Annotated in this window: 28 protein-coding genes, 1 tRNA gene, 1 other RNA gene and 1 pseudogene; 4 read left to right on the top strand and 27 right to left on the bottom strand. The window is 62.8% G+C overall.

The window, feature by feature from the left end:
* The first annotated feature begins 138 nt into the window (after nucleotides 1-138).
* The gene (locus BW934_RS07470; RefSeq protein ID WP_076346666.1) at nucleotides 139-930 is read left to right on the top strand and encodes an esterase/lipase family protein; all 792 of its coding nucleotides are present in this window, start codon (nucleotides 139-141) and stop codon (nucleotides 928-930) included.
* A 118-nt stretch (nucleotides 931-1,048) separates the two neighbouring features.
* Complete coding sequence (locus BW934_RS07465; protein ID WP_076346664.1) at nucleotides 1,049-2,002, top strand: R2-like ligand-binding oxidase; 954 nt, start codon at nucleotides 1,049-1,051, stop codon at nucleotides 2,000-2,002.
* Nucleotides 2,003-2,196: 194 nt separating this feature from the next.
* Here the strand turns inward: BW934_RS07465 and rsmA are convergent, their stop codons facing one another.
* From rsmA to metG, 4 genes are read right to left on the bottom strand one after another with little or no spacing between them, the layout of a single operon-like run.
* Entirely contained in the window at nucleotides 2,197-3,051 is an 855-nt protein-coding gene (gene rsmA, locus BW934_RS07460) for a 16S rRNA (adenine(1518)-N(6)/adenine(1519)-N(6))-dimethyltransferase RsmA (RefSeq protein ID WP_076346662.1), read from the bottom strand.
* A complete protein-coding gene (gene rnmV, locus BW934_RS07455; protein ID WP_076346660.1) occupies nucleotides 3,048-3,623 on the bottom strand; it encodes a ribonuclease M5 in 576 nt (191 codons plus the stop codon). Before rnmV ends, rsmA begins: the two co-directional genes overlap by 4 nt.
* Complete coding sequence (locus BW934_RS07450; protein ID WP_076346658.1) at nucleotides 3,620-4,399, bottom strand: TatD family hydrolase; 780 nt, start codon at nucleotides 4,397-4,399, stop codon at nucleotides 3,620-3,622. The genes rnmV and BW934_RS07450 overlap by 4 nt, the downstream gene beginning before the upstream one ends.
* Complete coding sequence (gene metG / locus BW934_RS07445) at nucleotides 4,396-6,372, bottom strand: methionine--tRNA ligase (RefSeq protein WP_076346656.1); 1,977 nt, start codon at nucleotides 6,370-6,372, stop codon at nucleotides 4,396-4,398. The genes BW934_RS07450 and metG overlap by 4 nt, the downstream gene beginning before the upstream one ends.
* 666 nt (nucleotides 6,373-7,038) lie before the next feature.
* On the opposite strand from metG, the gene BW934_RS07440 reads away from it, so the two are divergent.
* Nucleotides 7,039-7,281 (top strand): AbrB/MazE/SpoVT family DNA-binding domain-containing protein, encoded by a 243-nt coding sequence (locus BW934_RS07440; protein WP_012809578.1) that lies wholly within the window; start codon nucleotides 7,039-7,041, stop codon nucleotides 7,279-7,281.
* A 163-nt stretch (nucleotides 7,282-7,444) separates the two neighbouring features.
* On the opposite strand, the gene rsmI is transcribed toward BW934_RS07440, so the two are convergent.
* The 9 genes and pseudogenes from rsmI to BW934_RS07400 form a co-directional block, all read right to left on the bottom strand.
* On the bottom strand, nucleotides 7,445-8,320 hold the full coding sequence (gene rsmI / locus BW934_RS07435; RefSeq protein ID WP_076346654.1) for a 16S rRNA (cytidine(1402)-2'-O)-methyltransferase: 876 nt from the start codon (nucleotides 8,318-8,320) through the stop codon (nucleotides 7,445-7,447).
* 80 nt (nucleotides 8,321-8,400) lie between these two features.
* A complete protein-coding gene (locus BW934_RS07430) occupies nucleotides 8,401-8,706 on the bottom strand; it encodes an initiation-control protein YabA (protein WP_076346652.1) in 306 nt (101 codons plus the stop codon).
* Nucleotides 8,707-8,748: 42 nt separating this feature from the next.
* Nucleotides 8,749-9,384, bottom strand: a pseudogene (locus tag BW934_RS07425) (PSP1 domain-containing protein); the annotation flags it as partial.
* Nucleotides 9,378-10,316: a DNA polymerase III subunit gene (locus BW934_RS07420; protein ID WP_076346648.1), complete on the bottom strand. Its 939-nt coding sequence runs from the start codon at nucleotides 10,314-10,316 to the stop codon at nucleotides 9,378-9,380. The pseudogene BW934_RS07425 and the gene BW934_RS07420, both read right to left, overlap by 7 nt.
* A gap of 23 nt (nucleotides 10,317-10,339) precedes the next feature.
* On the bottom strand, nucleotides 10,340-10,669 hold the full coding sequence (locus BW934_RS07415) for a cyclic-di-AMP receptor (protein ID WP_008337998.1): 330 nt from the start codon (nucleotides 10,667-10,669) through the stop codon (nucleotides 10,340-10,342).
* A 16-nt stretch (nucleotides 10,670-10,685) separates the two neighbouring features.
* Nucleotides 10,686-11,327 (bottom strand): dTMP kinase, encoded by a 642-nt coding sequence (tmk, locus tag BW934_RS07410; protein WP_076346646.1) that lies wholly within the window; start codon nucleotides 11,325-11,327, stop codon nucleotides 10,686-10,688.
* Nucleotides 11,320-12,738 (bottom strand): aminotransferase class I/II-fold pyridoxal phosphate-dependent enzyme, encoded by a 1,419-nt coding sequence (locus BW934_RS07405; protein WP_234969675.1) that lies wholly within the window; start codon nucleotides 12,736-12,738, stop codon nucleotides 11,320-11,322. The genes tmk and BW934_RS07405 overlap by 8 nt, the downstream gene beginning before the upstream one ends.
* A gap of 8 nt (nucleotides 12,739-12,746) precedes the next feature.
* A complete protein-coding gene (locus BW934_RS15335) occupies nucleotides 12,747-12,878 on the bottom strand; it encodes a hypothetical protein (protein ID WP_268757856.1) in 132 nt (43 codons plus the stop codon).
* A 291-nt stretch (nucleotides 12,879-13,169) separates the two neighbouring features.
* Entirely contained in the window at nucleotides 13,170-13,391 is a 222-nt protein-coding gene (locus BW934_RS07400) for a sigma factor G inhibitor Gin (RefSeq protein ID WP_076346644.1), read from the bottom strand.
* 212 nt (nucleotides 13,392-13,603) lie between these two features.
* On the opposite strand from BW934_RS07400, the gene BW934_RS07395 reads away from it, so the two are divergent.
* On the top strand, nucleotides 13,604-15,298 hold the full coding sequence (locus BW934_RS07395; RefSeq protein ID WP_076346642.1) for a putative polysaccharide biosynthesis protein: 1,695 nt from the start codon (nucleotides 13,604-13,606) through the stop codon (nucleotides 15,296-15,298).
* Here BW934_RS07395 and BW934_RS07390 read toward each other — a convergent pair.
* The 14 genes from BW934_RS07390 to BW934_RS07325 form a co-directional block, all read right to left on the bottom strand.
* Nucleotides 15,281-15,550, bottom strand: a complete 270-nt coding sequence (locus BW934_RS07390) for a pro-sigmaK processing inhibitor BofA family protein (protein WP_076346640.1) — start codon at nucleotides 15,548-15,550, stop codon at nucleotides 15,281-15,283. The genes BW934_RS07395 and BW934_RS07390 overlap by 18 nt on opposite strands.
* A gap of 18 nt (nucleotides 15,551-15,568) precedes the next feature.
* Nucleotides 15,569-15,949, bottom strand: coding sequence for a DUF2508 family protein (locus BW934_RS07385; RefSeq protein ID WP_076346638.1), 381 nt, complete (start codon nucleotides 15,947-15,949; stop codon nucleotides 15,569-15,571).
* Between the two features lie 98 nt (nucleotides 15,950-16,047).
* Nucleotides 16,048-16,938 carry an ABC transporter permease gene (locus tag BW934_RS07380; RefSeq protein ID WP_084182529.1) on the bottom strand — a complete coding sequence of 297 codons (891 nt, stop codon included), beginning with the start codon at nucleotides 16,936-16,938 and terminating at the stop codon, nucleotides 16,048-16,050.
* The gene (locus BW934_RS07375; RefSeq protein WP_076346634.1) at nucleotides 16,935-17,894 is read right to left on the bottom strand and encodes an ABC transporter permease; all 960 of its coding nucleotides are present in this window, start codon (nucleotides 17,892-17,894) and stop codon (nucleotides 16,935-16,937) included. Before BW934_RS07375 ends, BW934_RS07380 begins: the two co-directional genes overlap by 4 nt.
* A 71-nt stretch (nucleotides 17,895-17,965) precedes the next feature.
* Nucleotides 17,966-19,519, bottom strand: coding sequence for an ABC transporter substrate-binding protein (locus BW934_RS07370; RefSeq protein WP_076346632.1), 1,554 nt, complete (start codon nucleotides 19,517-19,519; stop codon nucleotides 17,966-17,968).
* A 15-nt stretch (nucleotides 19,520-19,534) separates the two neighbouring features.
* A complete protein-coding gene (locus BW934_RS07365; protein WP_159437300.1) occupies nucleotides 19,535-20,233 on the bottom strand; it encodes a GntR family transcriptional regulator in 699 nt (232 codons plus the stop codon).
* A 288-nt stretch (nucleotides 20,234-20,521) separates the two neighbouring features.
* A complete protein-coding gene (gene recR, locus BW934_RS07360; RefSeq protein ID WP_076346628.1) occupies nucleotides 20,522-21,121 on the bottom strand; it encodes a recombination mediator RecR in 600 nt (199 codons plus the stop codon).
* Between the two features lies 1 nt (nucleotide 21,122).
* Nucleotides 21,123-21,434, bottom strand: a complete 312-nt coding sequence (locus BW934_RS07355) for a YbaB/EbfC family nucleoid-associated protein (protein ID WP_076346626.1) — start codon at nucleotides 21,432-21,434, stop codon at nucleotides 21,123-21,125.
* The gene (gene dnaX, locus BW934_RS07350) at nucleotides 21,431-23,209 is read right to left on the bottom strand and encodes a DNA polymerase III subunit gamma/tau (RefSeq protein ID WP_076346624.1); all 1,779 of its coding nucleotides are present in this window, start codon (nucleotides 23,207-23,209) and stop codon (nucleotides 21,431-21,433) included. The genes BW934_RS07355 and dnaX overlap by 4 nt, the downstream gene beginning before the upstream one ends.
* Before the next feature lie 86 nt (nucleotides 23,210-23,295).
* Nucleotides 23,296-24,342, bottom strand: coding sequence for a two-component system sensor histidine kinase NtrB (locus BW934_RS07345; protein WP_234969674.1), 1,047 nt, complete (start codon nucleotides 24,340-24,342; stop codon nucleotides 23,296-23,298).
* 295 nt (nucleotides 24,343-24,637) lie between these two features.
* An RNA gene (gene ffs, locus BW934_RS07340) (signal recognition particle sRNA small type) lies at nucleotides 24,638-24,737 on the bottom strand.
* A 72-nt stretch (nucleotides 24,738-24,809) separates the two neighbouring features.
* A tRNA-Ser gene (locus tag BW934_RS07335) sits at nucleotides 24,810-24,899 on the bottom strand.
* A gap of 9 nt (nucleotides 24,900-24,908) precedes the next feature.
* Complete coding sequence (gene tadA, locus BW934_RS07330; protein WP_143232572.1) at nucleotides 24,909-25,397, bottom strand: tRNA adenosine(34) deaminase TadA; 489 nt, start codon at nucleotides 25,395-25,397, stop codon at nucleotides 24,909-24,911.
* Nucleotides 25,394-25,726 carry a late competence development ComFB family protein gene (locus tag BW934_RS07325; protein WP_076346620.1) on the bottom strand — a complete coding sequence of 111 codons (333 nt, stop codon included), beginning with the start codon at nucleotides 25,724-25,726 and terminating at the stop codon, nucleotides 25,394-25,396. The genes tadA and BW934_RS07325 overlap by 4 nt, the downstream gene beginning before the upstream one ends.
* Between the last annotated feature and the right edge of the window lie 117 nt (nucleotides 25,727-25,843).

Raw genomic sequence — 25,843 nt, 5'->3', positions numbered from 1 at the left:
TATCGCCGGGTTTGAGATGATGCTACGCCAAACGCTCCCCAAACCCTATCCCCGCGGCGTGGGTAATTGACTCCGAGAAACGAGGGGTTGCCCCGCGTCGACACATCTTGACAATGGTGTAGAGAGGAGGGATTCCTAGTGACACTATCGCTCCAATCTTCTGAATCTGTCAAGGCGGGAACGCCGAAGGCGCATCCCTTGGTCTTGGTACATGGGCTTCGCAATGCGCATCGCTGGACCGACGCGTTTCTCCGGCGTTGCGCGGAAATCTGGGGTTCTGACCGCGTGTACGTGGTGCACCTGAACGGGACGGATCGGATCCACGATGCCCATTTCCCGGAAGGTCGCGTGCATATGGCGGGCGAGTTCCACCGGGGCGCGGGGTGTGACACGGTGGAGCGGCAGTGCAGCTACTTGGAGCACAAGCTCGCGCTCTTCGAGAAGATGAGGGGGCTGACGAGACCCTTCGACGTGATCGCCCACAGCATGGGCGGGCTCGTCCTCCGGCGATACGTGAGCCTCCACCCGGACGACGTCGCGGCCGCGGTCACGCTCGGCACGCCGCATGGAGGCGCGCCGATGGCGCGCGATTTTCTCTGGTTTGGCTACGTGGTGGGCGCGGGCCGCGCGTTTTCCAGCCTCACGCCGCGGCGCGTGAGAGAACTCGTGAATCGCCATCCCTGGCCAGCCCACATCCCGCTGTATACGGTTCGGGCCATTCAGCGCGGCGTGAGCTGGGGCGTGGGGGGAGAACTGTTCATTGGGACGCTGTATCACGGCCTCCTTCGCCGCCCGTCCGACGGCCTCGTCCCGGCCGAACACGCATTGTGCGAAGAAGGCCAACACCTTGCGGATCTCCCTGGATACAACCACCTCCGGCTCGTGTCGGACCCGCGGGTGGTGGATTTGTGCGCATCCGTGCTTCCGTAGGGCCTCCCCCCTTCCTTCTGGGGGAAGCTTCGGCGAATCACCGCCAAGCGGGGGATGGTGCATTCGGCGCGAGCACCGTAACGTGTACGACAGAACCTGTGCATTGGAGGCGACATCCATGGCGCTGACCGATATGCCGCGCGTCTTTCAGACGACGAGCGAAAAGCGGTTGAATCACAGCATTTTGCCGATGCGGCTTTATCACAAAGCGAAAAAACTCGGGACCTGGGATCCGCGGGACATCGATTTCTCGAAGGACAAGGAAGATTGGCAGGCCATGAATGAGGCCGAGCGGCGCGTCATCCTGCGCCTGTGCTCGCTGTTCGTGGCCGGCGAGGAAGCGGTTACACTGGACCTCCTGCCGCTCATCATGGCGGTGGCGCGCGAGGGGCGCCTCGAAGAGGAGATGTACCTCACCACATTCCTGTTCGAAGAGGCGAAACACACGGAGGTCTTCCGCCGTTTCCTCGACGAGGTCGCGGGCGAAACGTCCGACTTGTCGACGTTCCACAAAGACCACTACCGCAAAATCTTTTATGAGTATCTCCCGCAGGCCATGGGCCGGTTGGTGCACGATCCGTCGCCAGAGGCCCAGGCGGAAGCGTCGGTCACCTACAACATGGTCGTCGAAGGCGTGCTCGCGGAGACGGGCTACTACGCGTTCTACACCGCGCTGCAGAAGGAAAACAAGCTGCCCGGCCTCATTCAGGCGATCCGGCTGCTCCAACGGGACGAGTCGCGCCATATTGGGTACGGCACGTACCTCCTGTCGCGGCTGATCAGCGAGAACGCCAACATCTGGGACGTGGTCAACCGGCGCATCAACCTGCTCCTCCCGCATGCCATTGGCGTGGTGCAGGATTTGAATGCCGAGCTCGACACCGAAGAGGCGCAGCAGCTCGCGGAGGAGCTTGGCATCACGGACGTGCCGTTCGGGCTGAATCCCGACGAGTTTGTGGCCTACGCCCAGAAGCAGTTTGCGACGCGCCTTGGCGTCCTGCAGCGCGCCCGCGGCAAGTCGGTGGACGAAATTTATTACTACACCGAGGAGACCGTCGGCGTGGAGCAGTGACCGCGCAGGCCGTACCGGCGCTGCCCGGTGCGGCCTCCCCCTGCCACGGCCGTGCCTCTCACGGCGTAGGGCTCTCCATCCCCTGTTCGGAGCTGAACGGCCTCGTTCGGCTCCTCTTTTCGCCTATGCACATCGTAGAGCAGGTCAAGCGGCGCAGATCGGCGTGCGCAAGCTACGCGAAGACCGCGCCCGAGCTACTTCGCCATCTCATCCGCCAGCCGCACGAATTCGGCAATGGACAGCCGCTCCGCCCGCGCCCCAGGATCAATGCCGGCCGCGACAATCTTGTCGCGCACGGCTTCTTTCGGCATGTGGAGCCCTGCGGCCAGTGCGTTCTCGAGTGTCTTCCGCCGCGTGCCAAACGCCGCCCGGACGACGCGAAAAAACGTCGCTTCATCCGCCGCCCGCAAAGGCGGGCGTTTCTCGCAGTCGATGAGCACGACCGCCGAGTCGACGCCGGGCTGCGGCAGAAAGGCGCTCGGCGGGACGTTGAACAACCGCTCCACCGCCCCACGGTACTGCACGCCCACCGACAGGACGCCGTAATCCTTGCCACCCGGTGGCGCCACCATCCGGTCCGCCACTTCCTTCTGCACCATCACCACAGCGCGCGAGACCGGCAGACCGGATTCGAGCACCTGGAACAAGATCGGCGTCGTCACGTAATACGGCAGGTTGGCCGCAAACACAAGTCTGTCGCCCGGGGCAAGATCCGGTGCAAGCACTGCCTCCAAACGCACCTTCAGACAATCCGCATAACAGACGCGGACGTTTGCGCACGGGGCTAGGACGTCCTCGAGCACCGGACGCAGACTCTCGTCCTTCTCAATCGCCACCACGCGTTTGGCCTGTGCCGCGAGGGCCCGTGTCAAGGCCCCGAGCCCAGGGCCGACCTCGAGCACCACCGTGCGCGCATCGGGTTGAACCGCCCGGACGATGCCGTCGAGCACCCGCGCATCCACGAGGAAGTTCTGGCCCAACCCCTTCTTTGCGATCACGCCATGCCTGCGAAGAAGCTCCTTCACCTCGCGGGCGGACACCGCTGTCATCCGTCCAACCTCCTGACGGCCGCCTCGAACTCCTCGCGCGTCACCCCATATGCGTTCAACTTGTGCAAAAACGCCTTGGCGTTCCCGTAACCGATGGAGAGCCACTCGCCCAGCTGCTCTCGCCGGCTCGCCGCATCCGGATGGTGGACCAGACGATGGCGGACGAGATCGTCCAACGTGAAGACGTCGGGAGCTTCCGAGCCATCCGCCACAGGGCCGGGCTTGGCGCCGCGCGCTTCGATGAGCGCTTGCCGCACGTCCTCGGCACTTGCGTGCTCGATGCCCACGCCGCGGCTCGACGCGGCTTTCGACTTCCGGACGTGCGCGTGCAAGAGGCCTGGAACAAGCTGGTCCAAGCGACGGCGAATGCGCTCGCCCGCGCCGTCCGGGTCCGTCAGCACGATGGCCCCGCGCGCCTGGACCGCGCGGCGCAGCAGATCCACCGTGCGACGGCTGACGCGATCGCCGCCGAGAATCAGGACCTCCGCGTCCACGGCCTCGTCGACGCGCGCCTTGTCGTGCAGCCCCTCGACCACCACGACCTCGCGCAGCTTCGGTCGCGTATCCGTCATGCTTCCACCTTCCTGAAGAGCCGGTGCCCGTTTTCCCAGGTCACGCGGGCGATCTCGTCCATGGTCACGCCGCGGGCCGAAGCGAGCACCTCGGCCACGAGCGCCACGCGCGCAGGCTCGTTGCGCTTGCCGCGAAAGGGGTGCGGCGACAGGTAGGGGCTGTCCGTCTCGATGAGCAGGCGGTCTTCAGGCACGCGCGCCGCGACGGCACGGAGATCGTCCGACTTTTTGTAGGTGACGGGCCCGGCGAAGGAGATGTACATGCCGAGATCGACCGCGCGCTGCATGACGTCCTCGCGCTCGTTGAAGCAGTGCATGACGCCGCCCGCCGCGTCGCCTGGGCGCAACCTGGCCAAAAGATCGAGGACGTCCTCCGTCGACTCGCGATTGTGCACGATGATGGGCAGCCCTGCGCGCTTCGCGATCTCCACCTGCGCCGCCATGACCTGTTGCTGCACGGGCCTTGGCGCGGAGTCCCAGTAGTAGTCGAGGCCAATCTCGCCGATGGCCACCACCTTGGGGTGTGCGGCCATCCGCTCGATCTCGCCGTACGCGCCATCGGGCACCTCGCCGGCCGCCTCGGGATGAATGCCGACGGCCGCGTACACGCCGTCGTGCGCTTCGGCGATGCGGATGACCTGGTGGGACGTGTCGAGATCGACCGCGGGCACCACGATGCGTGTCACGCCCGCCGCCCGCGCGCGAGCGAGGACCTCCTCGAGGTCCTCCTCGAACCGGCGGTCCATGAGGTGGCAGTGCGTGTCGAACAACTTCACTTGACAATCGCTCCGTTCGGCATGCTGTCCGGCACGGTGACAATGGAGAGCGTATCGCCCTCGGACGCGCACAAGATCATCCCGAGCGACGCCTGGCCGCGCAGCTTCACGGGCTTGAGGTTGGCGACCACCACCACTTTCTTGCCCACGAGCTCGTCCGGCTGATAGTACTTCGCGATGCCCGAGACAATCTGGCGCTGCTCGCTGCCGAGATCGACCTGGAGAACAAGCAGTTTGTCGGCGTTGGGGTGCTTCTCGCAGGCCATGACCTGCCCGACGCGCAGCTCGACTTGATCGAATACATCGATGCCGATCTCGTCCTTGTGGACGACGGTGGTCGCCTCTTTTGCGGATGCGCCCGCCGGATTCTCTGCCTTTTGGTCTGCCCTGGCCTCGCCGGCCGATGTGGTCATCTCCGTCAAGATCTCAATCTCCTTTTCCACGTCGAGTCTCGGGAACAGAGGCTCCCGCTCGGGAACTCGCTGGCCACTTGGCCCAAGCCCCATCAGCGCGCTGTCCCACGTGAACGCGTCCTCGCCGAAGCCGAATTGTTCGCGAATCACCTGCGGCGCCTCGGTCATGAACGGCTGCACGAGGATGGTCGACACGCGGATCGCTTCGACCATATGGTACAACACCGTGGCGAGGCGGTCGCGATCGCCGTCCTTGTTCAGTTTCCACGGCTGGCAGTCGTCGATGTACTTGTTGGCGGCGCGCACCAGGTTCCAGAGCTCGGCGAGCGCCACGGAGAACTGCAGCTCGTCCATGCTCGCGTCGACCTTGGCCTTGACCTCGGCTGCGAGCTGGTGAAGGGCGCTATCGACGTCCGTGAGCGCGCCGGGCGCGGGCACGACGCCGTCGTTGAACCGATTGAGCATGGCGGCGGTGCGGTGGACGAGGTTGCCAAAGTCGTTGGCGAGATCGTAATTGAGCCGCTCGACCATGCCCTCCGGCGTGAACGTGCCGTCTTGTCCAAACGGAATTTCGCGCAGCAGGAAGTAGCGGAACGCATCGCGGCCGTAGCGGTTCACGAGCGTCAGCGGATCGATCACGTTGCCCTTCGACTTCGACATTTTGCCGCCCTTGACCAGGAAGAAGCCGTGACCAAACACCTTCTTGGGCAACGGCAGGCCGAGCGCCATCAGGATGATGGGCCAGTAGACGGCGTGAAAGCGCACGATATCCTTGCCGACGACGTGCACGTCCGCGGGCCAGTATCGGTCGAACTTGGCGCGCTGGGCGGGATCGTCCGACAGGTAGCCGATGGCCGAGATGTAGTTGACGAGCGCGTCGAGCCAGACGTAGACGACGTGCTTGGGATTGGAGGGCACGTGCACGCCCCAGTCGAACGAGGTGCGCGAGACGCACAGGTCCTGGAGGCCCGGCTCGATGAAGTTCCGGATCATCTCCGTCTTGCGCGAGACGGGCTCGATGAAACCGGGGTTTTCCTCGTAGTACTGAAGCAGGCGATCGACGTATTTGCTCATGCGAAAGAAGTACGACTCCTCGCGGACGAACTGCACCTCCCGGCCGCACTGCGGGCACTTGCCGTCGACGAGCTCGCGCTCGGCCCAGTACGATTCGCACGGCGTGCAGTACCAGCCTTGGTATTCCGAGAGGTAAATGTCGCCCTGCTGCAGGAGGCGCTCAAAGATTTGCTCGACGACGCGCTCGTGGCGGTCTTCCGTGGTGCGGATGAAGTCGTCGTAGGAGATGTCGAGTTTCTGCCACAGGTCTTGGATCCAGGCGATGATGGGGTCCAAAAACGCCTTGGGCGGAAGTCCGGCCTGTTCGGCGCGCTGCTGAATCTTGAGGCCGTGTTCGTCCGTTCCCGTGAGAAAGAACACGTCGTAACCGCGCAGCCGCTTGTAGCGGGCAATGGCGTCGGCGGCCACGGTCGTGTAGGCGTGGCCAATGTGCAGCTTGTCATTCGGGTAGTAGATGGGGGTTGTGACGTAGAACGTCGGTTTCATGATCTGTCCCCTTTCTCGACCGAGCTCCGCATAAAGTTTGAGTCGCCGCCGCGCGAAGGAAGACGACGCTTGCGCGCGAGCCGAGCGTAAAAAAACCCCGTCCCGCATTGGGACGAGGAGTGCTCGTGGTACCACCCAACTTCGCGCGAAATCACCGCGCCTCGTTGCGGCCGGGATAGCGACCCGACCTGTTCGATAACGGGAACTCCCGCGCCCGCCTCACCCAATCCCGTCCCAGGCTCGACGAACGGCGCTCCAGAATCATACTCCCCAGGCGCTTTGTTGCCGGCTCCCACCCTCCCGGCTCGCTGTGAACCGCCACACTGGGTACCCTTCCTTCACCGCGCAGGATGAACTTGTTCACTTCATGTTACGCGATGAGGCTCCAAAACGCAAATGTGGAACAGCGTCCGCAAAAAAATTTTTTATCCGCCAAAAACCGCATCATCTCGCGGATTTTTAGAAATCGGAATCGTGGAACAGCACGGATCAGAACTGTAAGGTCTTGCAAAACTCCGCACATCCATTATAGTAAGAGTATAGAAGTATTTGCATGGCGTGATAGCGGCGACAGGGCGCAGAGGCGCGGGCTGTCTCGCGGATTGGCCGTGCGGATATTTCTAAAAGACACCACATAGAAAAATGTGAAGAAACGGGGATGGTACAGTGAAGTCTACAGGTATTGTCCGCAAGGTGGACGAACTCGGTCGCGTCGTGATTCCTATCGAGCTGCGCCGCACGCTCGGCATCGGCGAGAAGGATGCGCTCGAGATCTACGTCGATGGAGATCGCATCATTCTCAAGAAGTACGAGCCGGCCTGCATCTTCTGCGGCCAGGCGGACGAGATCATCCACTTCAAGGGCAAGAACATCTGCCCGTCCTGCATCGCCGAGATGCAGCACGCGTAAATCGTCGAAAAGGTGAGGCCGCAGCGGCAAAGCGAATCTTTGCGCTGCGGCTTGTTTCGTCTCACGGCTGTATAGCCCGCGCCCTGCCGACCGCGCCCCATCACCCGCGCACCGACCCGCGTCTATCGAGGGCACCCTGCCGCGGCCCCTCGTCCTGCCGCTGTCAGCGCCCCTCGCTCAGCGTCGCGTTGTAGAGGTCCCGGCGTTTCACGCCGCATGCCTCGCTCGCCCGCTTGACCGCCTCTTTGTGCGACACGCCCTCCGCGAGCAGGCGCTCCACCATCTGCACGGCCTCGTCCCACCGCGCCTCGCCGCCGTCGTTCGCTTGTTCCGGCTTCGCGCCTCGGTTGTCAATCAGGACGACGTACTCGCCCCGCGCCCCTTCCTCCTCGAGCCGGCGCGCGAGATCCGTGAGCGTCCCGCGCCAAAACGCCTCGTGGAGTTTCGTCATCTCTTTCGCCACCACCGCCTGCCTGTCGCCCAGCTCCTCCGCGAGCCATCGCACCAGGTTCAGGACGCGGTGCGGCGACTCGTACATCACGAGCGTGGCCGCCAAGCCGCGATAAGGCGCCAGAAAGCGCGCGAACTCCGAGCGCGATCGCGGCGGAAAGCCGAGGTACACAAACGGCGTGGCGGGCAAGCCACTCGCCATGAGCGCCGCCAAAAACGCGCTAGGGCCAGGAACGGGCACCACCGGCACGCCTGCTCGGATCGCCGCCGCCACCGCGGAATCGCCGGGATCGGAGATGAGCGGCGTGCCTGCGTCCGTCACGAGCGCCACCTGAGCGCCCTCGCGCAGGCGCGCCTCCAGCCACGCGGTGCGCGAAGCTTCGTTGTGCTCGTGAAAGCTCACCAGCCTCTCTCCGCCCGGGATCTCGTAGCGCGCCAACAGCTTTCGCGTCTGGCGCGTGTCCTCACACAGGATGACATCCGCATCCCGGAGCACGTCCAGGAGCCGCAGGGACACGTCGCGCAGGTTGCCGATGGGCGTGCTGCACACGTACAGGCACCCGCGCTCTCGTTTCAGCTCATCGGTCACCCGTTTCTCCTCCACGCTTCTTGATATCAAAAGAGCCCGCTCGATCGCGCCCCTGAGGCGCGCCGAACGGGCCCGTGCCGTCAAGCGCGTTCGATGAACGCCAGACAAAAAAGACATTCCCCGTCTGTGCGCAGGCTCCCATATTTGACATTGCAGATGTGAAATCCTTCTCGATAAATCCTGCGCAGGTTCTCCTGCGCCGAGCCCGACTCAGGCAGGCCCTTTCCCATCATCAGCGCCTGATAATGTTCGTTTTCCCGCTGCAGCCGCTGATTTTCCTCGATGAGTTCCTGAATCTGGTGTTTCAGCGATCCGAGCTCCTCGTACAGCTCGCCGATGCGCGCCTCCAAATTCGCAACCTGCACAAACAGCGATTGTTTGTCCACGTCTGGACACCAACCTCTTTACGCCATCGCATCCTGGTCGTGGTATGCGTCGTTCTCGAACTTCAAGCAACACATCAGGCGGCCGCACAAGCCCGAGATCTTGGACGGATTGAGCGACAGGCTCTGGTCCTTCGCCATGCGAATCGAGACGGGATCGAACTCGCCCATCCAGGTGGAGCAACACAGAAGCCTTCCGCACGGGCCGATACCGCCCAGAATCTTCGCCTCGTCGCGCACGCCAATCTGCCGAAGCTCGATGCGCACGCGGAACACGCTGGCCAAATCTTTCACCAGTTCGCGAAAATCGACGCGCCCGTCGGCCGTGAAGTAGAAGATGAGCTTGTTCCGGTCGAACGTGTACTCCGCGTCCACCAGCTTCATCTCCAGGCCATGCTTTGCCACCTTTTCGCGAAACACGCCCATCGCCTGCTTCGCCCGCCGGACATTCTCCTCCACAACCGCCTTGTCCGCGTCGGTGGCGATCCGCATGACCTCCTTCAGCGGCAACACGACGTCCTCTTCCCCCACCTGTTTGGGGCCGACCACCACGCGCCCGCACTCGATGCCGCGCGTGGTCTCGACGATCACGTCCGCGCCTTTTTCTATCGGGAGATCGCCGGGATCGAAATAATAAATCTTCCCGGCGGGTTTGAAGCGCACGCCGACTATCGTCACCATGAGGTTGTAACCTCCCGCAAACGGACGCACATCTGCTCAAGGTTGAGCAGCAAAGCGACGTGCGACTGAAGGCGAAGCCTCGCGTCCATCACCACCTGGACACACGCCGCGTACTGCTCCACCTCGAGAATGGGAGCAATGCGCCTCGCGGCCTCCTGCCATGCCGCAAATCGGTCCGCCTGAGCACCCGCGCGAACGCGCATGAGCTCGCGGAGCCACTCGGCGAGGAGCAGCAGGCCGTCTTCCGCGGGGATATCCTTCGCAAGGGATTGCCAAGACGCGGCCAACTCCCACGGCGATGCGCCGCCTCGGAGCCACGTCTCCGTCCATTCTATCACCCGTTCCATGAACCCGGCAAACGAAGGATCTTCCGCGCTCGACAAGCGGCCCACCACCGACATCGACGCTGGATCTGTGGAGGTAAATGGAGGTGCTGCAGAGAGGAGACAGGTAAACGAGCGAGACCGCAGTGTGGAGATCACCTTCTGGCGGCTCGTTGCGGTGAGAAGCGCGTAGGTCTCTGGCGCCGGTTCCTCCAGCGTCTTCAGCAGGCGATTGGCGGCGACGGGCGTCATCTCGTCCACCCCCAGGAGCGCGTACACCTTGCGCGCACCGTGGCCCTTCGTCGCGAGCCACGATTGAAGCGCCTCGACATCGCCGGCCCTGAGCCCCTCTTCGCCCGAAGTCCAAAAGTCGGGGTGCGATCCGGCCGCAAACTGCGCGCAGCTTCGGCACCGCCCGCACGGCGCCTCCGCGGCTGGCGCGCTGCAGAGCAGGGCTTGGGCCAACCACCTGACCGCCCTCACCGTCTGGGTTCGCTCGCCAATCAAAAGCAGCGCATGCCAGAGCTCCCCCGCGCGAAGCCGCTGCACCACGGCCTCCGGCAACTCGCCGGCGCCATCCGGGCGGTTCGCCACATCCCACTCCGCCAAGCTCGCAACCCGCCTTTCCCGCGTCAAAACTGTTCAAACCGCTCGATGTCGAGCACAAACACCGTCGCGCCACCGACCTGCACGTTGACCGGGTACGGGATGTACGACTCCATGCTCGCCCCCATCGGCGACATGGGCGCCACGACCTGCTCCCGCGCTTTGCACGAGCGCTGGATAATTTGCATCACCCGATCCACCAGGTGGTCTTCGACGCCAATCAGGAAGGTCGTGTTGCCTGCGTGCAGAAATCCGCCAGTCGACGCCAGCTTCGTCGCGCGAATGTCCTCTTTCACGAGATTTTGAGCCAGCTTGTTGCTGTCTTTATCCTGAACCACCGCGATGACGAGCTTCACGTGGGCTCACCCACCTCTACAAGTGTTGTTGGATGAGATTCCATACCATCGCCCGGATCTCCTGCTCAATCTCCTCCGGCGTTCTGGACGCGTCGATCCGCCTGCGCGCCTGCGGATCGGCTTGCCACAGCCGTTCAAACGCGTCCGCCACCCGCTCGAAAAAGGCGCGATCGCGCCGCTCCACCCGGTCCAACCCCCGGCCATCCGCGCGCGCATGAAGGCGCGCACGCGCCGTGGCCCAGTCGAGATCGAACCAGAGTGTCAGGTCGGGGCGCAGTCCCCCGAGCGCGTAGTCGTTCAGCGCCTCGACCCAGGCCTCGCCGAGCCCGAGCCCCGCCCCCTGATAGGCGATGGACGCGTCCACAAACCGGTCGCAGAGGACGATCTCGCCGCGCATCAGCGCGGGCCGGATGAGCTCCTCGACGTGTTGCGCGCGAGAGGCGGCGTAGAGGAGCGCCTCGGTGCGGGGCGCCATCTCCTGATGGCGCGGATCGAGCAAGATGGCCCGCACGGCGTCGCCGATGCGCGTGCCGCCGGGCTCGCGGGTGACGACGACAGCAAAGCCCTGCGCCTCCAGCCAAGCCGCAATGCGGAGGAGCTGCGTGGTCTTGCCGGCCCCGTCGATCCCCTCAAATGCAATGAACAGTCCCTTACGCATCGCACACCTCAATGGTTCCGTCGGTATCCACACCCACGATGTCGTAGCCCTTGGCCCACATCTGCGCGAGCACGTCGGCGTGCGCTCGAGAGATGACCTGGCCGGGCCATACCGCCGGCACGCCCGGAGGATACGGCGCGATGGGGCGCTTGGCGATACACCCCGCCGCTTCGCGGAGCGGGACGCGGCGGCTCGGCAATCGCTCCGTCTCGCTCGGACGAACATCGACGTCCGCGGGAAGCTCGTAGAGATGCGCCACCATCGGCGATTCATCGTGTTCGGCGGCGTCATCCTCAGCTCGCCACGCCTCGTAGACGGCAAAAAACCGGGCGAAGTCGCGCTCCGTCTGGCCAAAGCCAAAGAGCGCGAGGGCGCCACAGGCGTCCCAGTATTCGAGAAACATGCCGTCCGCCTCGAGCCGCCTGGCCAACTCGGCGCTCCTGCTCTCCGCACCGGTCGGGACCCATAGGCGCATGGGGTCCTCGCGCTCGTCGAATCCGCGATACATCTCGATCCGATCCAAGGTCTCGCGCACGATGTCGCGGCCGGATCGCAGAAACGCCTGCGCGGCATCGAGGGCCGCGAGGAGCAGGTATGATGGGCTCGTGGTGTGGAGAAACAAGAGCGCCTCGTGGACGGCGCGCGCAACATCAGGCCGCGACACGTGAACCCAAGCCGCCTGTGTCAAGCAAGGAAGCGTCTTGTGCGGGCTTTGGACGACGATATCAGCGCCCTGTGCCACGCTGTGAAGGGGCAGGCGCGGGTCCAGCCCAAAGTGCGCCCCGTGCGCCTCATCCACCAGGAGCAGGGCGCCATGGCGATGCGCCACATCGGCAAGCGCGCGAACGTCCGCGGCAAACCCCTGATACGTGGGACTTGTCACAAACACAGCCCGGACGCCTGGCCGTTGGGTGAGGGCCACCTCGAGCGCCTCAGGCGAAGGCGGTTGAAACGCCTGGCGCGAGGCATCCCACGGGCTCGCCACCCAAAGAGGGCTTGCGTCGGCATACACGAGCCCGCGCCACACACTCATGTGACAGGGTCCCATAACGAGCACGCGGTCGCCCGGCGCCTGGCACGCGCCCTTGATGGCCGCCATCACGCACGCCGTCGCCCCGTTCACCGAGTAGTAGGTTCGGTGCGCCCCGTAGTGGCGCGCGCAAAGTTCCTCGGACGCCGCGATGCAGTCGCTTGCGCTGTGAAAGTTGTCGAGGCCCTCTAGCTCGGTGAGGTCCAACTTCAAGGCCTGGCCAAGCCAAGACGATAGCGGCTGGGGCAGATACCTGCCGTGGTGACCTGGCACATGAAATGACGCGCGCTCTCTGGCCGCGTGTCGCATCAACCGGTCCAAGATGGGCGTCTCAGCCATGAAGGTCTCCGCCAGAGCAGCCATGGAAGTGTCCTGTCTCATGCCCTGCGTCACTCACCGGGTCCCCCGCGGCGAAACCTTTCGGCGCGCCTCGCCACCTCGTGCCGGATCAGCCAACCTATGGCCACCGCGCTCGCGATGGCGTACAACAGTCCAAAGAGCGGCCAGACGACTTTGCTCACGCTGTTTCAACGCCCCTTTGCACGTCGCGAATGCTGTCCCCATTGTACCATGGCGACTCGCGCATCGCTCCACGCTCACGCGGTTCGGCATCGCGGCACACCCGCGGCACACACATCGCTGCGACGGCCGAGCCTTGCGGCGCGTCCCGCATCCGCGCACACGGCGCGAATCGGCAGCACCAGCGGATGTCGTCCCGGAGATCGCCTCCACCTACCCACCTACGCGCGAAGGCGCACCGCATACGCGATGCGCCTTCTCCACTTCTCCATCAAACTTCTTAAAACTCGCGTTCACAGCGCCAAAGCTGATAGCCAAATCAGCTTCATCTGCTCCACGTAATGCTGATAATCGTCGTCCTCCACATCGGTCTGGACGATCTCGCGCTCACACGCGTTGCAAATCAACTGACCGCAGACTCGCATGCCCTCCAAGCCGGCGCGCCCGCAGATGATGCAACTGTCGGACGGACAAGCCGCTCCCCAAAGCGCCTCGAGGTCCGCCATCTCCTTCATCTCCCCATCACCTTCTCAGAGAGGCCATTTTCACCGTCACATAGGACCAGTCTTGCACGAAACGCATCGGGGCATACGCGGAGCCCATCCGTTGCGCTCATTCTCACTCACTTCACCGTATGTCGAACCGGCCCAACGGTTCCCCTTCGTCTGCGAATTCGGGTGTTGAATGGGGGGCCATGCTATAATCTCTTCGAAATGGGGGTGGAGAGGTGAAATCGCCCGGATCGGGTACGGCCAAGCTGGCTCGCGGAACCTCTCTCTACGTGATCTGCGTGGCCCTCGCCAAGGTGCTGGGGCTAGTCTGGGTGATTCCCGTGACTGCCATCATTGGACCGACAGGAAACGGCATCTACGGAAACGCATATGCCGTTTACAATATCCTTCAACAACTCGCGACGGCGGGCTTTCCGCTCGCCATGGGCAAGCTTATTGCCGAACGCCGGGCGCGCGGAGAGCGCGCGGTTGTCGAGCACATCTACCGCGTCACGATGCGCTCGCTCATGCTCTTCAGTGTCTGCGCTTTCGCGGTCATGTGGTTTGCCGCACCCGTCTTCGCGCACATGATCTCCTTGAAAGACAGCACGGCGTCCGTCGAGCAAAACGTGCCCAGCATCCGCGCCGTGTCGCTGATGCTGCTCGTCATCCCAGCGATGAGCGGGTTGCGCGGCTATCTGCAGGGATTTCAGCGCCTCGAGGGACCCGCCTACTCGCAGACGTTTGAACAGCTGTTCCGCGTGATCGCCATGGTGGCAGGTGCGTACCTGGTGGTGGACGTTTGGCACCGCGATCGCGCCGTGTATGGCGCGGCTGCCGCGACCTTCGGCGGATTTGTCGGCGGCCTCGCGGGGCTTGTCCTCCTTGTCGCTTACGCGCTCCCCGTTCGCCGGCGAGAACGGCCGCTGGGCTACGACGAAAGCCCGTTTCGCAGCAGCCAAATTCTGCGCATGGTCTACCGCATCGCCCTGCCCGTCAGCTTGGGCGGGCTGGTCGTGCCCATCGCGAACCTCGTCGATTCGTGGACCGTGACCAACCTTCTGCAGATGAGCGGCGAGAGCTACGCGCAGGCGGTCGCCAATTACGGCATCCTGACGCGCCAAGCCATGTACCTCGTCATGCTGCCCATGTCCTTCGCCTACGCCATCGGCGTGTCAGTGCTGCCGAGCGTTTCGGCGGCGAAGGCCAAACGGAACCAAGGCGATCTGCAGGCGAATATCACGTTCACGCTCCGAACGATGTTCCTCATGAGCTTCCCGACGTCGGCCGCGCTGCTCGTGCTGAGCCGCCCCATCAATCTGGCTCTGTTTGGCACCACGGCCGGATCGAACATTATCTCGACCGTGTCTTTCATGAGCATCTTCGCGAGCATGGAGCTCATTTCGACCTACGTCCTGCAGGGCCTGGGCAAGATGTATCGCCCGGTTCGAAACATGTTCATCGGCCTCGGCATCAAGACGGCGCTCAACTTCGCCCTCATCCTCAGCTTGCACAGCGCGCTCGGGGCGGCGCTCGCCACGACGTTCGGGTACATCGTCTCCTCTCTCCTGAACGTGGCGGCCGTCCGCAAGTACGGGCAGGTCCGCTTCTCGCTGCGCAAGCTGATGCGGCCGTTTTTCCGCGCCGCGCTCATCGCCGGGATCGCCATGTTCGGCGCGGACTACGGATTCATGCGGCTGTTTCACGGGACCCATGGGCCGGAAGTGCGCCTGGAGGCCGTCCTTGAACTGCTCATCGCAGGCGGCGTCGGCGCCCTCGTCTATCTGCTTCTCGTCGCGCGATCCGGCGCGATGACGGAAGAGGAATTTCGCAGCGTGCCCGGGATCGGCAAGTACCTCGGAAGGATGGCGCGGAAATTGCGCAAGCCGCCCCGGCGGCCTGGCACGGAGCGGCTACGCAAGTACCCATAGGTGAAGGACGGCGAGAGCAGCAAGCCCTGGAAGACCGAGGAAGCCGGCAGCGAGGACGGTCACGGGATTGACCGGAAGGTGAAACCCGAGATAGCTTCCGATGACGTCGACCACCACCATGAGCAGGCAACCGACCACCAAACCGCGCAGCATCCACAGAAACGCGCGACTCGGCTTTTGGAAAAACTGACTGGCCACGAGGGCGCCGAGCAGCACGGCACCGCACCACAGCCACACGGACGAGACGTGCATAGCCGACCCTCCCCAGCTTCATTCGACGCGCCATTCGTCGGAGGTCCAGTCGAACTCGGGTCCATCGAATTTGATGCCGTTTTCTCGCGCCAGTCGAAACAGGTAATTGAGCTGGCGCTCTGCGGCACTCATGCGAAACACGACGTGATCGATCAAGAGTGGGTCCGAGACGGTTTCGAACTGGCGCCTGGCGATCTCGAGTTCGCGCCAGCTCTTCAGGATTTCGCGGAGAAACTTATGACGATCCATGAGGTCCGGCACGTCAAGCGAGTGGACTTCCGGTCGTGAGCGGCGCTCGGTCTCCGGCGACGCCGCTATGCCGGATCGGCGGCGCGCCCATGGCAGAACCGTATGCGCTGAAGATGCGTGCGGGGACGACTTCGGATCCGTTGGCACCACGCTCCGGTCCCTCCCTTGTCCAAGTTAATACATCATAGGCGGGAGGGACGCGGAATATGACACGGAGCGTGTCGGGGCGGAGCCTGCCGCGTTGCCGTTTACGAAAGCCGCCGGTTGAGCCAGCGTTGGACGCCGTCCCCGAGAAAGTTAAACGCGACGACGCTGAACACGAGCGCAAGTCCGGGGAACAAGACCAGCCACGGCGCTAGCTGGAGATAACCTTGGGCGGACTGCAGCATTGAACCCCAGCTCGCCGTCGGGGGCTGAACGCCGAGCCCCAAATATTCCAAGCTCGCCTCCGCGACGATACTGGACGCCATGGCCAAGGTGGCTTGCACGATAATGGGCGTCAAGGCATTGGGAAGTATGTGGCGAAAGATGATGCGTGCGTGCGTGCATCCCACGACCCTCGCGGCGTCAATGTAGTCCTTCCCCAGTTCCTGCAACATCTGTGCCCGGGCCGTACGCGCGAAGGTGGGCACCAAGCCGATGCCTATGGCAATCATCGCATTGCGCGAACCTGGGCCGAGCATGGCCGCGAGCACGAGGGCCAGGATGAGAAATGGAAACGCCTGAATGGCGTCGATGATGCGCATGATCAGCCAGGTGTCCAAAAAACCACGAAAATACCCTGCCACGAGCCCAACAGGAACACCGATTCCCGCACCGACCACCAGTGCCCCTACGCTGACCTCCATCGACGTGCGAGCGCCGTACAGAATCCTGGCCAGCTGATCGCGCCCGAGTTGATCTGTGCCGAACCAATGGTGCGCGGACGGCGGCTGAAGCACCGCGCTGTAATCTACCTGATTGGGTCCGTAGGGAGAAAGGTACGGTGCAAGGACGGATACAGCCAAGATGACAACCACGAGCACTGCGCCGATGACGAGCGATGGGTTCACACTCCGCGACGTTTTCGGTGCGGGAACGCTCGCCTCGACAGAGGCTGGATGGGTCGATGAAGACTGAGGTTCAGGTGCAAGGCTCATCCCTCTACGCCTCCCCCGCCGGCGCGGATGCGCGGATCAATTCGGCTGTACGTGAGATCGATGACAAGATTGACGAGAATGACGATGAGGGCCGCGACAAGGGCCGTTCCCTGCACCGTGGTGTAGTCTCGACTAAACACACTTTGAACTAGGAGCTGCCCAAACCCAGGGAGCGAGAACACTTGCTCCGTAATCACGAGTCCGCCCAAGAGCCCTGCAATTTGAAGTCCCCCTGCCGTGAGAACCGGTACCAGCGCGTTGGGCAGCGCGTGCCTGAGGGTGACGCTCGCGCCCTTGAGCCCCTTCGCCCACGCCGTCCGCACAAAGTCCTCGCCAAGCGCATCGACGAGGCTGGACCGAAGCATGCGCAATAACACGGCCGCTTCCCGGATTCCTGTTGCGACGCACGGCAGCAACATACACTCGAAGTTTTTGACGGGGTCTTGCCAAAGCGGGACGTAGAGCGAATTGGATACGAGATGAAACTTCACCGTGAACAGCAACAGAAACAGAATGCCGAGCCAAAACGGCGGCACGGAAATCCCAACGGTCGAAGCAAACATAGCGACGAAGTCGGCTACACGCCCCTTCATCACCGCCGCCGCGATACCAAGGGGAAAGGCAATCACCGTTGCGACGATCATCGTGCCAATCGCGAGCTCTACGGTCACAGGTAACCGTTGGAGAATGAGCTGCGAAACGGACTCGTGGTCGACGAGCGAGGTACCTAAGTTGCCTTGTAAGACATGCAACAACCATGTGAGGTACTGAACGATGAGCGGCTTATTGAGGCCCATCTGTGCGTCCAAGGCGCGGATGGCCTGTGGAGTGGCGTCTTGCCCCAGCAGAATCTCAGCAGGATTTCCAGGTATAAGATGGATGAAACTAAACACCATGATGCTGAGAAAAAACAGGACGGGAAGCATGGTGATGAGTCGCTCGACCACGTAACGCACGAGATTCACCTTCTAAATTCGAACTGGGCCTCGCCACGAGAGTGGCGGAGGCCCGTGGAGATGTTGCGAATTCACGACAACCACATGGAATAGAGGCGGAAGACACCGTCTGGATACGACTGAAAACCGTGAAGCTGCTTGGAATAGGCGTACGTGTTGTTTGGGAAATACAAGAACACGTAGGGCGCCTGCCGATGCAGTTCTTGAACAAACTCGTCGTAGTAGACCTTTCGCTTGTCCATCGATAGTGTCTCGCGGGCCTCGTCCAGCAGCTTGTCGGCTGTCGGATCACTGAAGTTCGAGCCATTCTGCGCGCCGCCCGTGTGCCAGAACTGATATGCGTTGTTGTCTGGGTCGATCCGTCCCGACCAACCTAAGGCCGAAGCCTGAAAATCGTGGTCCGTGTTATTGGCAAGGAGGGTACCGAACTCCAACTGTTGGATATTCATCTGAATGTGATACGGCTGCAGCATGCTCTGCACGATCTGAGCGATTTCGGTAGAAACCGGGTTGTTCGCAGTCTGGAGCGTAAAGCTGAATCCATTTGGATCCCCGGCCTCTTTCAGATAGCGCTTGACCAGTGCAGCATTCGGCGCGGGTGGCAAATCCAGCGTCCGATTGAAGACCGGCGATTCAGGACTGAACGGCCCCCATGCGGGCGTTGCCTCGCCCTTGAGCGCGACATTGACGAGCAAGGAGCGATTGATGGCTGCATCCACAGCCAAACGGAGGTATTTGTTGTTAAATGGCGGTTGTGTCACGTTGAGATAAATGCCTTGATATCCCAGACCCGGTTTGTTCGACACCACGAAGTTCGGGTTCTTTTCCAGGAGTCCAAGCTGTTGCGCCGGCACTTGGTCGGCCAGCTGGATGCTTCCGTTCTCAAGATTTGTGATTTCAACGTTTGGATCCGTGAAAATCTTGAACGTGACCTCACTGAGTTTAGGCTTTCCTTTCCAATAGTGAGGGTTGGCCACCAGCGTGATATGGTCGCCCTTGACCCGGCTCGAGAACATGAAAGGCCCCGTTCCGACAGGGTGATCAGGATAATTGGCTCCTTCCTTCTTCACGGCGGTCGGTGACACCATCATGCCAGCGCGGTCTGTCAAGACCGCGAGCAGCGGACTGTAAGGATGCGACAGACGTACGATGACAGTGTATTCGCCCTGCGTTTCAACGCTTGAAATAGAGGAGAGCTCGTTTCTACGCGCCGAAGTTGCGGCCATATCCCGCTCGAGATTGAATTGAACCGCCTGAGCATTGAACGGCGTACCGTCCTGAAATTTGATTCCATGGCGAAGCTGAAACGTGTACACCAGACCGTTTTTTGATACGGAATATGACTCAACTAGGTTTGGAACGATTTTTCCTGTAGGCGTCAGGGAAAATAGCGTGTCGTAAATGTTCGCCATCACCTGTCGGTCTACAAGCGCACTCGAAAGGGCTGGATCGAGCGTCGCGGGATCAGCCTGCAATCCGACCGTAAGCGTGGCCGATTGCACGTCGGCGGCGCCCGACGCCGTCTTCTGAGCCGCAGGCTGCGTTGTCTCAGCCGTGCCGCATCCCGTGACGACACCTACGAGCGCCATGACAGCGAGAGCGCCGAACCACTTCTTCCGTTTCATGTGACATGAACCCCCTTATTCTTGGCGAAGGACGGAGTACGTTTGTGAGAAGGCGTCGTCTGCGCCATTCGACCGATCTGACATGATGACTCGCAGATCCTTGGCTACATGGCGCTCCATGGCAACATGCGCGGCGGCAGCATCCCCCCTTTCAATGGCGTCCATGATCTCGCGGTGGTCCCCTACGATGCCGACGTCGAGATTCGGGATAGACAGTAGAGCTCTCCAATAGAACTGAACGAGATCTGTGATTTCGTGCATGGCTCTTAAGATTCTTCGGTTCCCGCACATGCGCCAAATGCACTCGTGGAACTCCTTGTTGAGGGTCACCACTGCGTCCCAATCTCTCCGCGCAACGGCTTCCTCGGTGTGTTGGATGTTTTCACGCAACTCGCTTAAGAGCGCCGTATCGGGATTCGCGGCTGCGCGCTCAGCGCACACCGGCTCGAGGGCGAGCCGCATCTCGTATAATTCAGCAAAGTCGCGATGGGTAGGCTGAAACACGCGAACCCCATCCGCATCTTCGACGAGGAGCTCGCGCTGAATGAGCAGCCGAATGGCTTCGCGAACCGGACTTCGGCTCACCTTGAGCTTCTCCGCAATGTGCGTCTCTACCACCTTGTCGTTTGGCTTAAACTCCCCTGACAAGATGGCACTGTATAGGTACCTGTAGACCTGCTTCACCAACGGTTCACTGCGTTGAATGGCTGTCACCAATCGCCTCTCCGTTCTCTGTGTCTACCGTCGACGGTCGACGGTAGACTCGACATCTCATTTTGAATTCGATTATAAGCCGAATCTATCTGGAAACTCAATGCATTTTGAAATTCATCTTTTTCAAGCTTCCGTTCTCTCCACCACACCAACTCACCGCCGGACGCCGCGGTCGAGGTGACACGCGGATCCCACCTTGCCCCAGCTTCATCGCGCGCCCGTAAACGTTCAACGCCCAACCGAGCGAATCACTCAACCCTGTAGGCGCTCGGTGGGCGTGTGCATGGGTTACAGCGCGCGTCTACCCTCAAGGGCTTTGGCGAGCGTGACCTCGTCGGCGTACTCCAGATCGCCGCCGACCGGCAGTCCGTGGGCAATGCGCGTCAGTTTGACCTGAAACGGCTTCAACAGGCGCGAGATGTACATCGCCGTCGCCTCCCCCTCCACGTTGGGGTTGGTCGCCAAAATGACCTCGTCGATGTCGTGCTCGCCAACCCGCGTCACCAATTCGCGAATGCGGATGTCCTGCGGCCCAATCCCCTCCATGGGCGAGATGGCGCCGTGCAGCACGTGGTACAGCCCGTGATACTCGCGCGTGCGCTCCATGGCGATCACGTCACGCGGCTCCTGCACGACGCAGATCACGCGCGGATCGCGGCGCGGATCGCGGCAAATCGCACAGGGAGACGCCTCCGTGATATTGCAACAGACCGCACACTCGGTTAGGCCCGTTTTCAAATCGATGAGGGCCTTGGCGAAAGCCTGCACGTCGGCTTCCGTCATCTCCAGGACATGAAACGCCAGGCGAGCGGCCGTCTTTGGGCCCACGCCGGGCAGCTTCATGAAGTGTTCGATGGCCCGCGCCACCGGCTCCGGATATCCGTACATCTCAGAACATCCCCGGCAGGTTCAATCCGCGCGTGTATTTGCCCATGACTTGCTCGGCGAGATCGCTCGCCTTCTGTGCGGCGTCCTGAATCGCCACCAGAATCAGATCCTGGAGCATGTCCACGTCATCGGGCGACACCACGCTCTTGTCGATCTCGACCGCCACGACATCTTTGTGCCCGTTCATCCTCACCTTCACGGCGCCACCCCCGGCCGTGCCTTCCACCACTTCTTCCGCGAGCGACGCCTGCGCCTTCAAAATCTCCTCCTGCATCTTCTTCGCCTGGCGCATCAACTGGTTCATGTTTTTCATGGGTCGTCTCCCTCGTCTTCCACCGTGACTTTGTCAGGCCCAAACAGATCCACGGCCAACTGGACCACGTCCGCCGCCTGCGCCTCGCCCTGTTCGGGCGATCCGGCGTCATCCGCGGCCGCCGGCGCGATGGACGCTGCGAACTCTTCCCAGTCGGCCTGGAGAATCGCGAACAATTGCATGGGTTGTCCGAGCGCTTCCGCCAAGGCGGCCTCGATGGCCGCGCGGTCCGCCTGCTTCATGACGGCCTCGCGGTGGATGCGGCTCTTGAACGACAACACGACGGCGTGCGGCGTGACGAGCGCCACGTCCCCGTGCAGGAGCCAAGCGTGCGTCTGCACGCGCTTGGTCTTCACAGAAGCCAGCACGTCCTGCCAGACGGCGCGCAGGCGCGACTCAAGAGCCTCATCCCTGTCGCGGTACAGCCGAGCGAGCGTCTCCCGCTTCCGGTTGGCGGCGGCCCGCGCAGGCGCAGGCCGAGGCGCAGGCCGAGGCGTGGCCGGGCGCGCGCCCTGTGGGCCGTCGGCCGGTTCATCCGCCGAGCCGCTCGCGTCCACCGGTCTATGCGCCTCCGCCGGGCGGCCCTCCTCGACAGCCGCCGGACGAGGCGCTTGGTTCTCGACGCGGCTGGTGCCTGGCGCCTGCCCCGAGCCGGGGCGATGGGCGGCGGCGTCCGGCGCGAGGGTCCTCGCTTCCGCCGCGAGGCCCATGAGCACCGCTTCGAGGGCCAGCCGAGGCTCTTCCACGTACCGAAGCTGCGTGTACAGCTCGCCCAACCTGCGCATGGCCGTGAGCAGCCAATCCGCGCTCACATCGTCCCGCGCCGCCAGCGCGCGGTACGGCTCCACCGGTTTCCCCGCGAGCGATTCAGGGCTTTGCGACAGCTTGACGATAAACAAATCGCGCACCACTTGCAACAAGTCGTGGACGATGCGGCTCGCATCCTTGCCCGAGGCGTACCAGTGCCCAAGCCGGTCCATGGCGCGAAGAAACGACTGCTCGGCGAGATCGCCCACGAGCGCGACCAGCGAGCCGATGTCGACGCTTCCCACGACATCGGCGACGATGGTGTCGTCGATCCGGCCATTCCCAAACGCGGCCGCCTGTTCAAACAGCGCGAGCGCGTCGCGCAGCCCGCCATCTGCGGCTTCGGCAAGGCGCCACAGCGCGGAATCCTGCGCTTCGATGGCCTGGCTGTGTGCGACAAAGCGCAGCCGCTCCACGATGGCCTCGGGCGAAATGCGGCGGAAGTCGAAGCGCTGGCAGCGCGAGATGATGGTGGCAGGCAGGCGGTGCGGCTCGGTGGTGGCGAGGACAAAAAGCACGTGCGCGGGCGGCTCCTCAAGGGTCTTGAGCAGCGCGTTGAACGCCTCCGGCGTGAGCATATGGACCTCGTCCACGATGTACACCTTTTTCTTGGCCATCGTGGGGAGGTAATGGACGTGATCGCGCAGGTCTCGAATTTCATCCACGCCGCGGTTCGACGCGGCGTCAATCTCCTGCACATCGACATTCGATCCGCGTTGAATACTGACACAGGCCTCGCAGGCGTTACAGGGCTCGACGCCGTCCTGCGGCTTAAGGCAGTTGACCGCCTTGGCCAAGAGCTTGGCGGTGCTCGTTTTGCCCGTGCCGCGCGGCCCGCAAAAGAGGTACGCGTGCGCCAGCTGCCCGCTGCGCAGCGCGTTGGTCAGCGTCTGACGCACGTGGGGCTGCCCGACCAGGTCCTCAAACGTCTGCGGCCGATACGCGCGGTAGAGTGCCTGATACGCCATGCTGGGCCTCCTTCCATCGATACTCTACCACAGGAGGAGGCCCGTTTCACGGCGAGCGGCGGCCCGCCTCTGGCGCCGCCCATTCGTTAGGACGACTGCCGGTGGCGAATCACCGTGAGCGAGGACGATCTCGTCTGAGGCAGGGACACGGTGAACGTGGTGCCGAAGCCCTTGGAGCTCACGCGGATTTGGCCGCCGTGATCGGCCACAATGCGCTGGCAGATGGCGAGCCCCAGGCCGGTGCCCTTTTCCTTGGTGGTGTAGAACACGTCGAAGATGCGATCGAAGAGGTAATACGGGATGCCGGGCCCCGTGTCGGAGAACTCGAGTTCCACGCGGCCGTCGGCGGCGCGGCCGCGGACGGTGAACCGCCCGCCTTTGTCCATGGCCTCGAGCGCGTTTTTGGCGAGATGCAGAAACAGCTGTTCCATCATACCGCGATCCGCCTGCAGTTCGAGGTCTGCCGGCACTTCGAACACGGTCTCGACGCCACGCTTCTCCGCCTCCTCGTCGAGCCACGGCCGCAGATGTTGGAGCACCTCGAGGACGGAGACGGATGTCCAGGTCATCTCGTGCGGCTTGGACAACATCAGAAGCTCTGCGACGAGCGCGTTCACCCGCTCGATTTCTTGCATCATCACCCGAATATAGGCGATCTCGTCGAGCATATCGGCGCGCTCGAGGCGCTGTTCAAGCAGCTGGAGAAACCCTTTGATGGTGGTCAGCGGGTTTCGAATCTCGTGGGCCACACCCGCGGCCAACCGCCCGATGGTGGCGATGCGCTCGATGCGCTCCGTGTGCTGGTTGAGCAGCGCGAAATTGCCCATATCCCGCAACACCACGTACACACCCGGCTCGTCCGACTGCGCGTGGCGGGCGACAAACGAGTCCATCAGGACGTGGCGGACCGTGCCCCCGACCTCCCATTTGACCACGGCGTCGCGGTACTCGCAGTCTTCGGACACGATGCGGCAGAGCAGCTGATATTCCTCCGAATCTATGGGTAAAACGTCGCTGAGCGGCGCGATGCTTCGCTCCTCCGTCCAGCCAAACAAATCCCTGGCGAGCCGATTCTCCAAGCGGATGAGCAGGCTTTTGGAAAGGAACACCACACCTGCGTGAATGAGGTTCACTTGCCCGGATTGTGATTCGCAAACCGCGGTTGACTTGCGTGTGCCGCGCACAGGCATCACCCACTCTGTATCTCAGTCGTTGTCTAGGGTGTATTCGTAACGCCCTGGGCAAATCCTGCTGCGTCGACGAAAGATCCCTCGATTCGACGACGTTCGACACCCTGGACCGAGCCGCGCCTCACGGTTCCGCATGCTCCAGGCTCCGGCCCCGGATGAAGGACAAGTGCCTCGCAGGGGGCGTCTATCTGAAAGCGCTTACAAACCTGCGCACACGAAACGCGGCCTTGAACCAAACCCCGATCAGGCACCCCCGCGTCGCCCGAAAGGTCTCCCTTAGTGCTGCTTCCGTCAGGACCTGACACGGTTCGGGAGTTTTCGCCGCGCGGGACCCAATCAGGATTTGGTCCAAAGCCGCGTACAGCCCTTTTTGGCACAATCGGTGCCCGGCACGCCGGACACCGATCCTCTGGCGGAGAGAGTGGGATTCGAACCCACGAGGCCCTTGCGGACCTACCCGCTTTCGAGGCGGGCTCTTTCGACCACTCAGACATCTCTCCGCGATGGTCTCAAGACACTTCTCCCCTCGCGCCACGCCGCGCGCGACGCTCACGGAAGAAGTCCGTAAGTAGTTTAGCACAATCGTCCGCCAAAATGCCAGAGGTAATTTTCGGCGCATGGTTCCAAAGCCCGGGCTCCAACAAGCGCACCTTGGACTCGACGGCGCCGCCCTTCGCATCGGACGCGCCATACACGAGCCGCCCCACGCGGGCGAGGACCATCGCGCCAGCACACATCGGACAAGGCTCGAGTGTGACATACAGCGTGCAGTTTGTCAACCTCCAGCCCCCGACGCGGCGACTCGCCTCCGCGAGGGCCACCATTTCCGCGTGCGCGGTGCCGTCTCGCCACGTCTCCCTCAGATTCAGGCCCTCGCCGATAATGCGCCCATCTTCCACCACCACGGCGCCGACGGGCACCTCGCCCCAGCGAGCCGCCTCTCGCGCCAGCTCCAGTGCCCGCCGCATGAACCGCTCGTCCGCCGCCTCACGCATCACGCCTGCCCTCCGCTTTCGCCTTCCGCCGCGCGTCCCTCGTCGCCTCTGGCACTGTGCATACCGCTCGGATGATGGGGATGGCTCGAAACGCGCATCACCGCCTGCGTCAGCTCGCGCAGGATGTCGGATCGGAGCTGAGGGCGCAGGTATTCCACCTGCACGTACAACTGCCCCTCGTCCGAGGTGGCGTATCGCGGAGGCAGGTGATTCAAGGCCATCGCGAGGACATCGTCGACACATCGGTCGCAGTGACATGGCAAGAGTTTGAGGAGCTCGGGCTCCCTCAGGATCTGCCTCGCCAGCACTTCCGTCATGTTGACGATGGCCATCGACATCGCCTCCTCGCGCGCGACTGTTGCCCCCAGTATAGCAAAACGGCGGTCGCGCCGCCCTCGCTTTGGGCACCTTTGGGCACCTATCCCGCGTCGCCTGCATAGGGTATGTCG

Source organism: Alicyclobacillus vulcanalis (assembly GCF_900156755.1).
Lineage (GTDB): Bacteria > Bacillota > Bacilli > Alicyclobacillales > Alicyclobacillaceae > Alicyclobacillus > Alicyclobacillus vulcanalis.
This window is presented reverse-complemented; position numbering and strand designations above follow the sequence as displayed.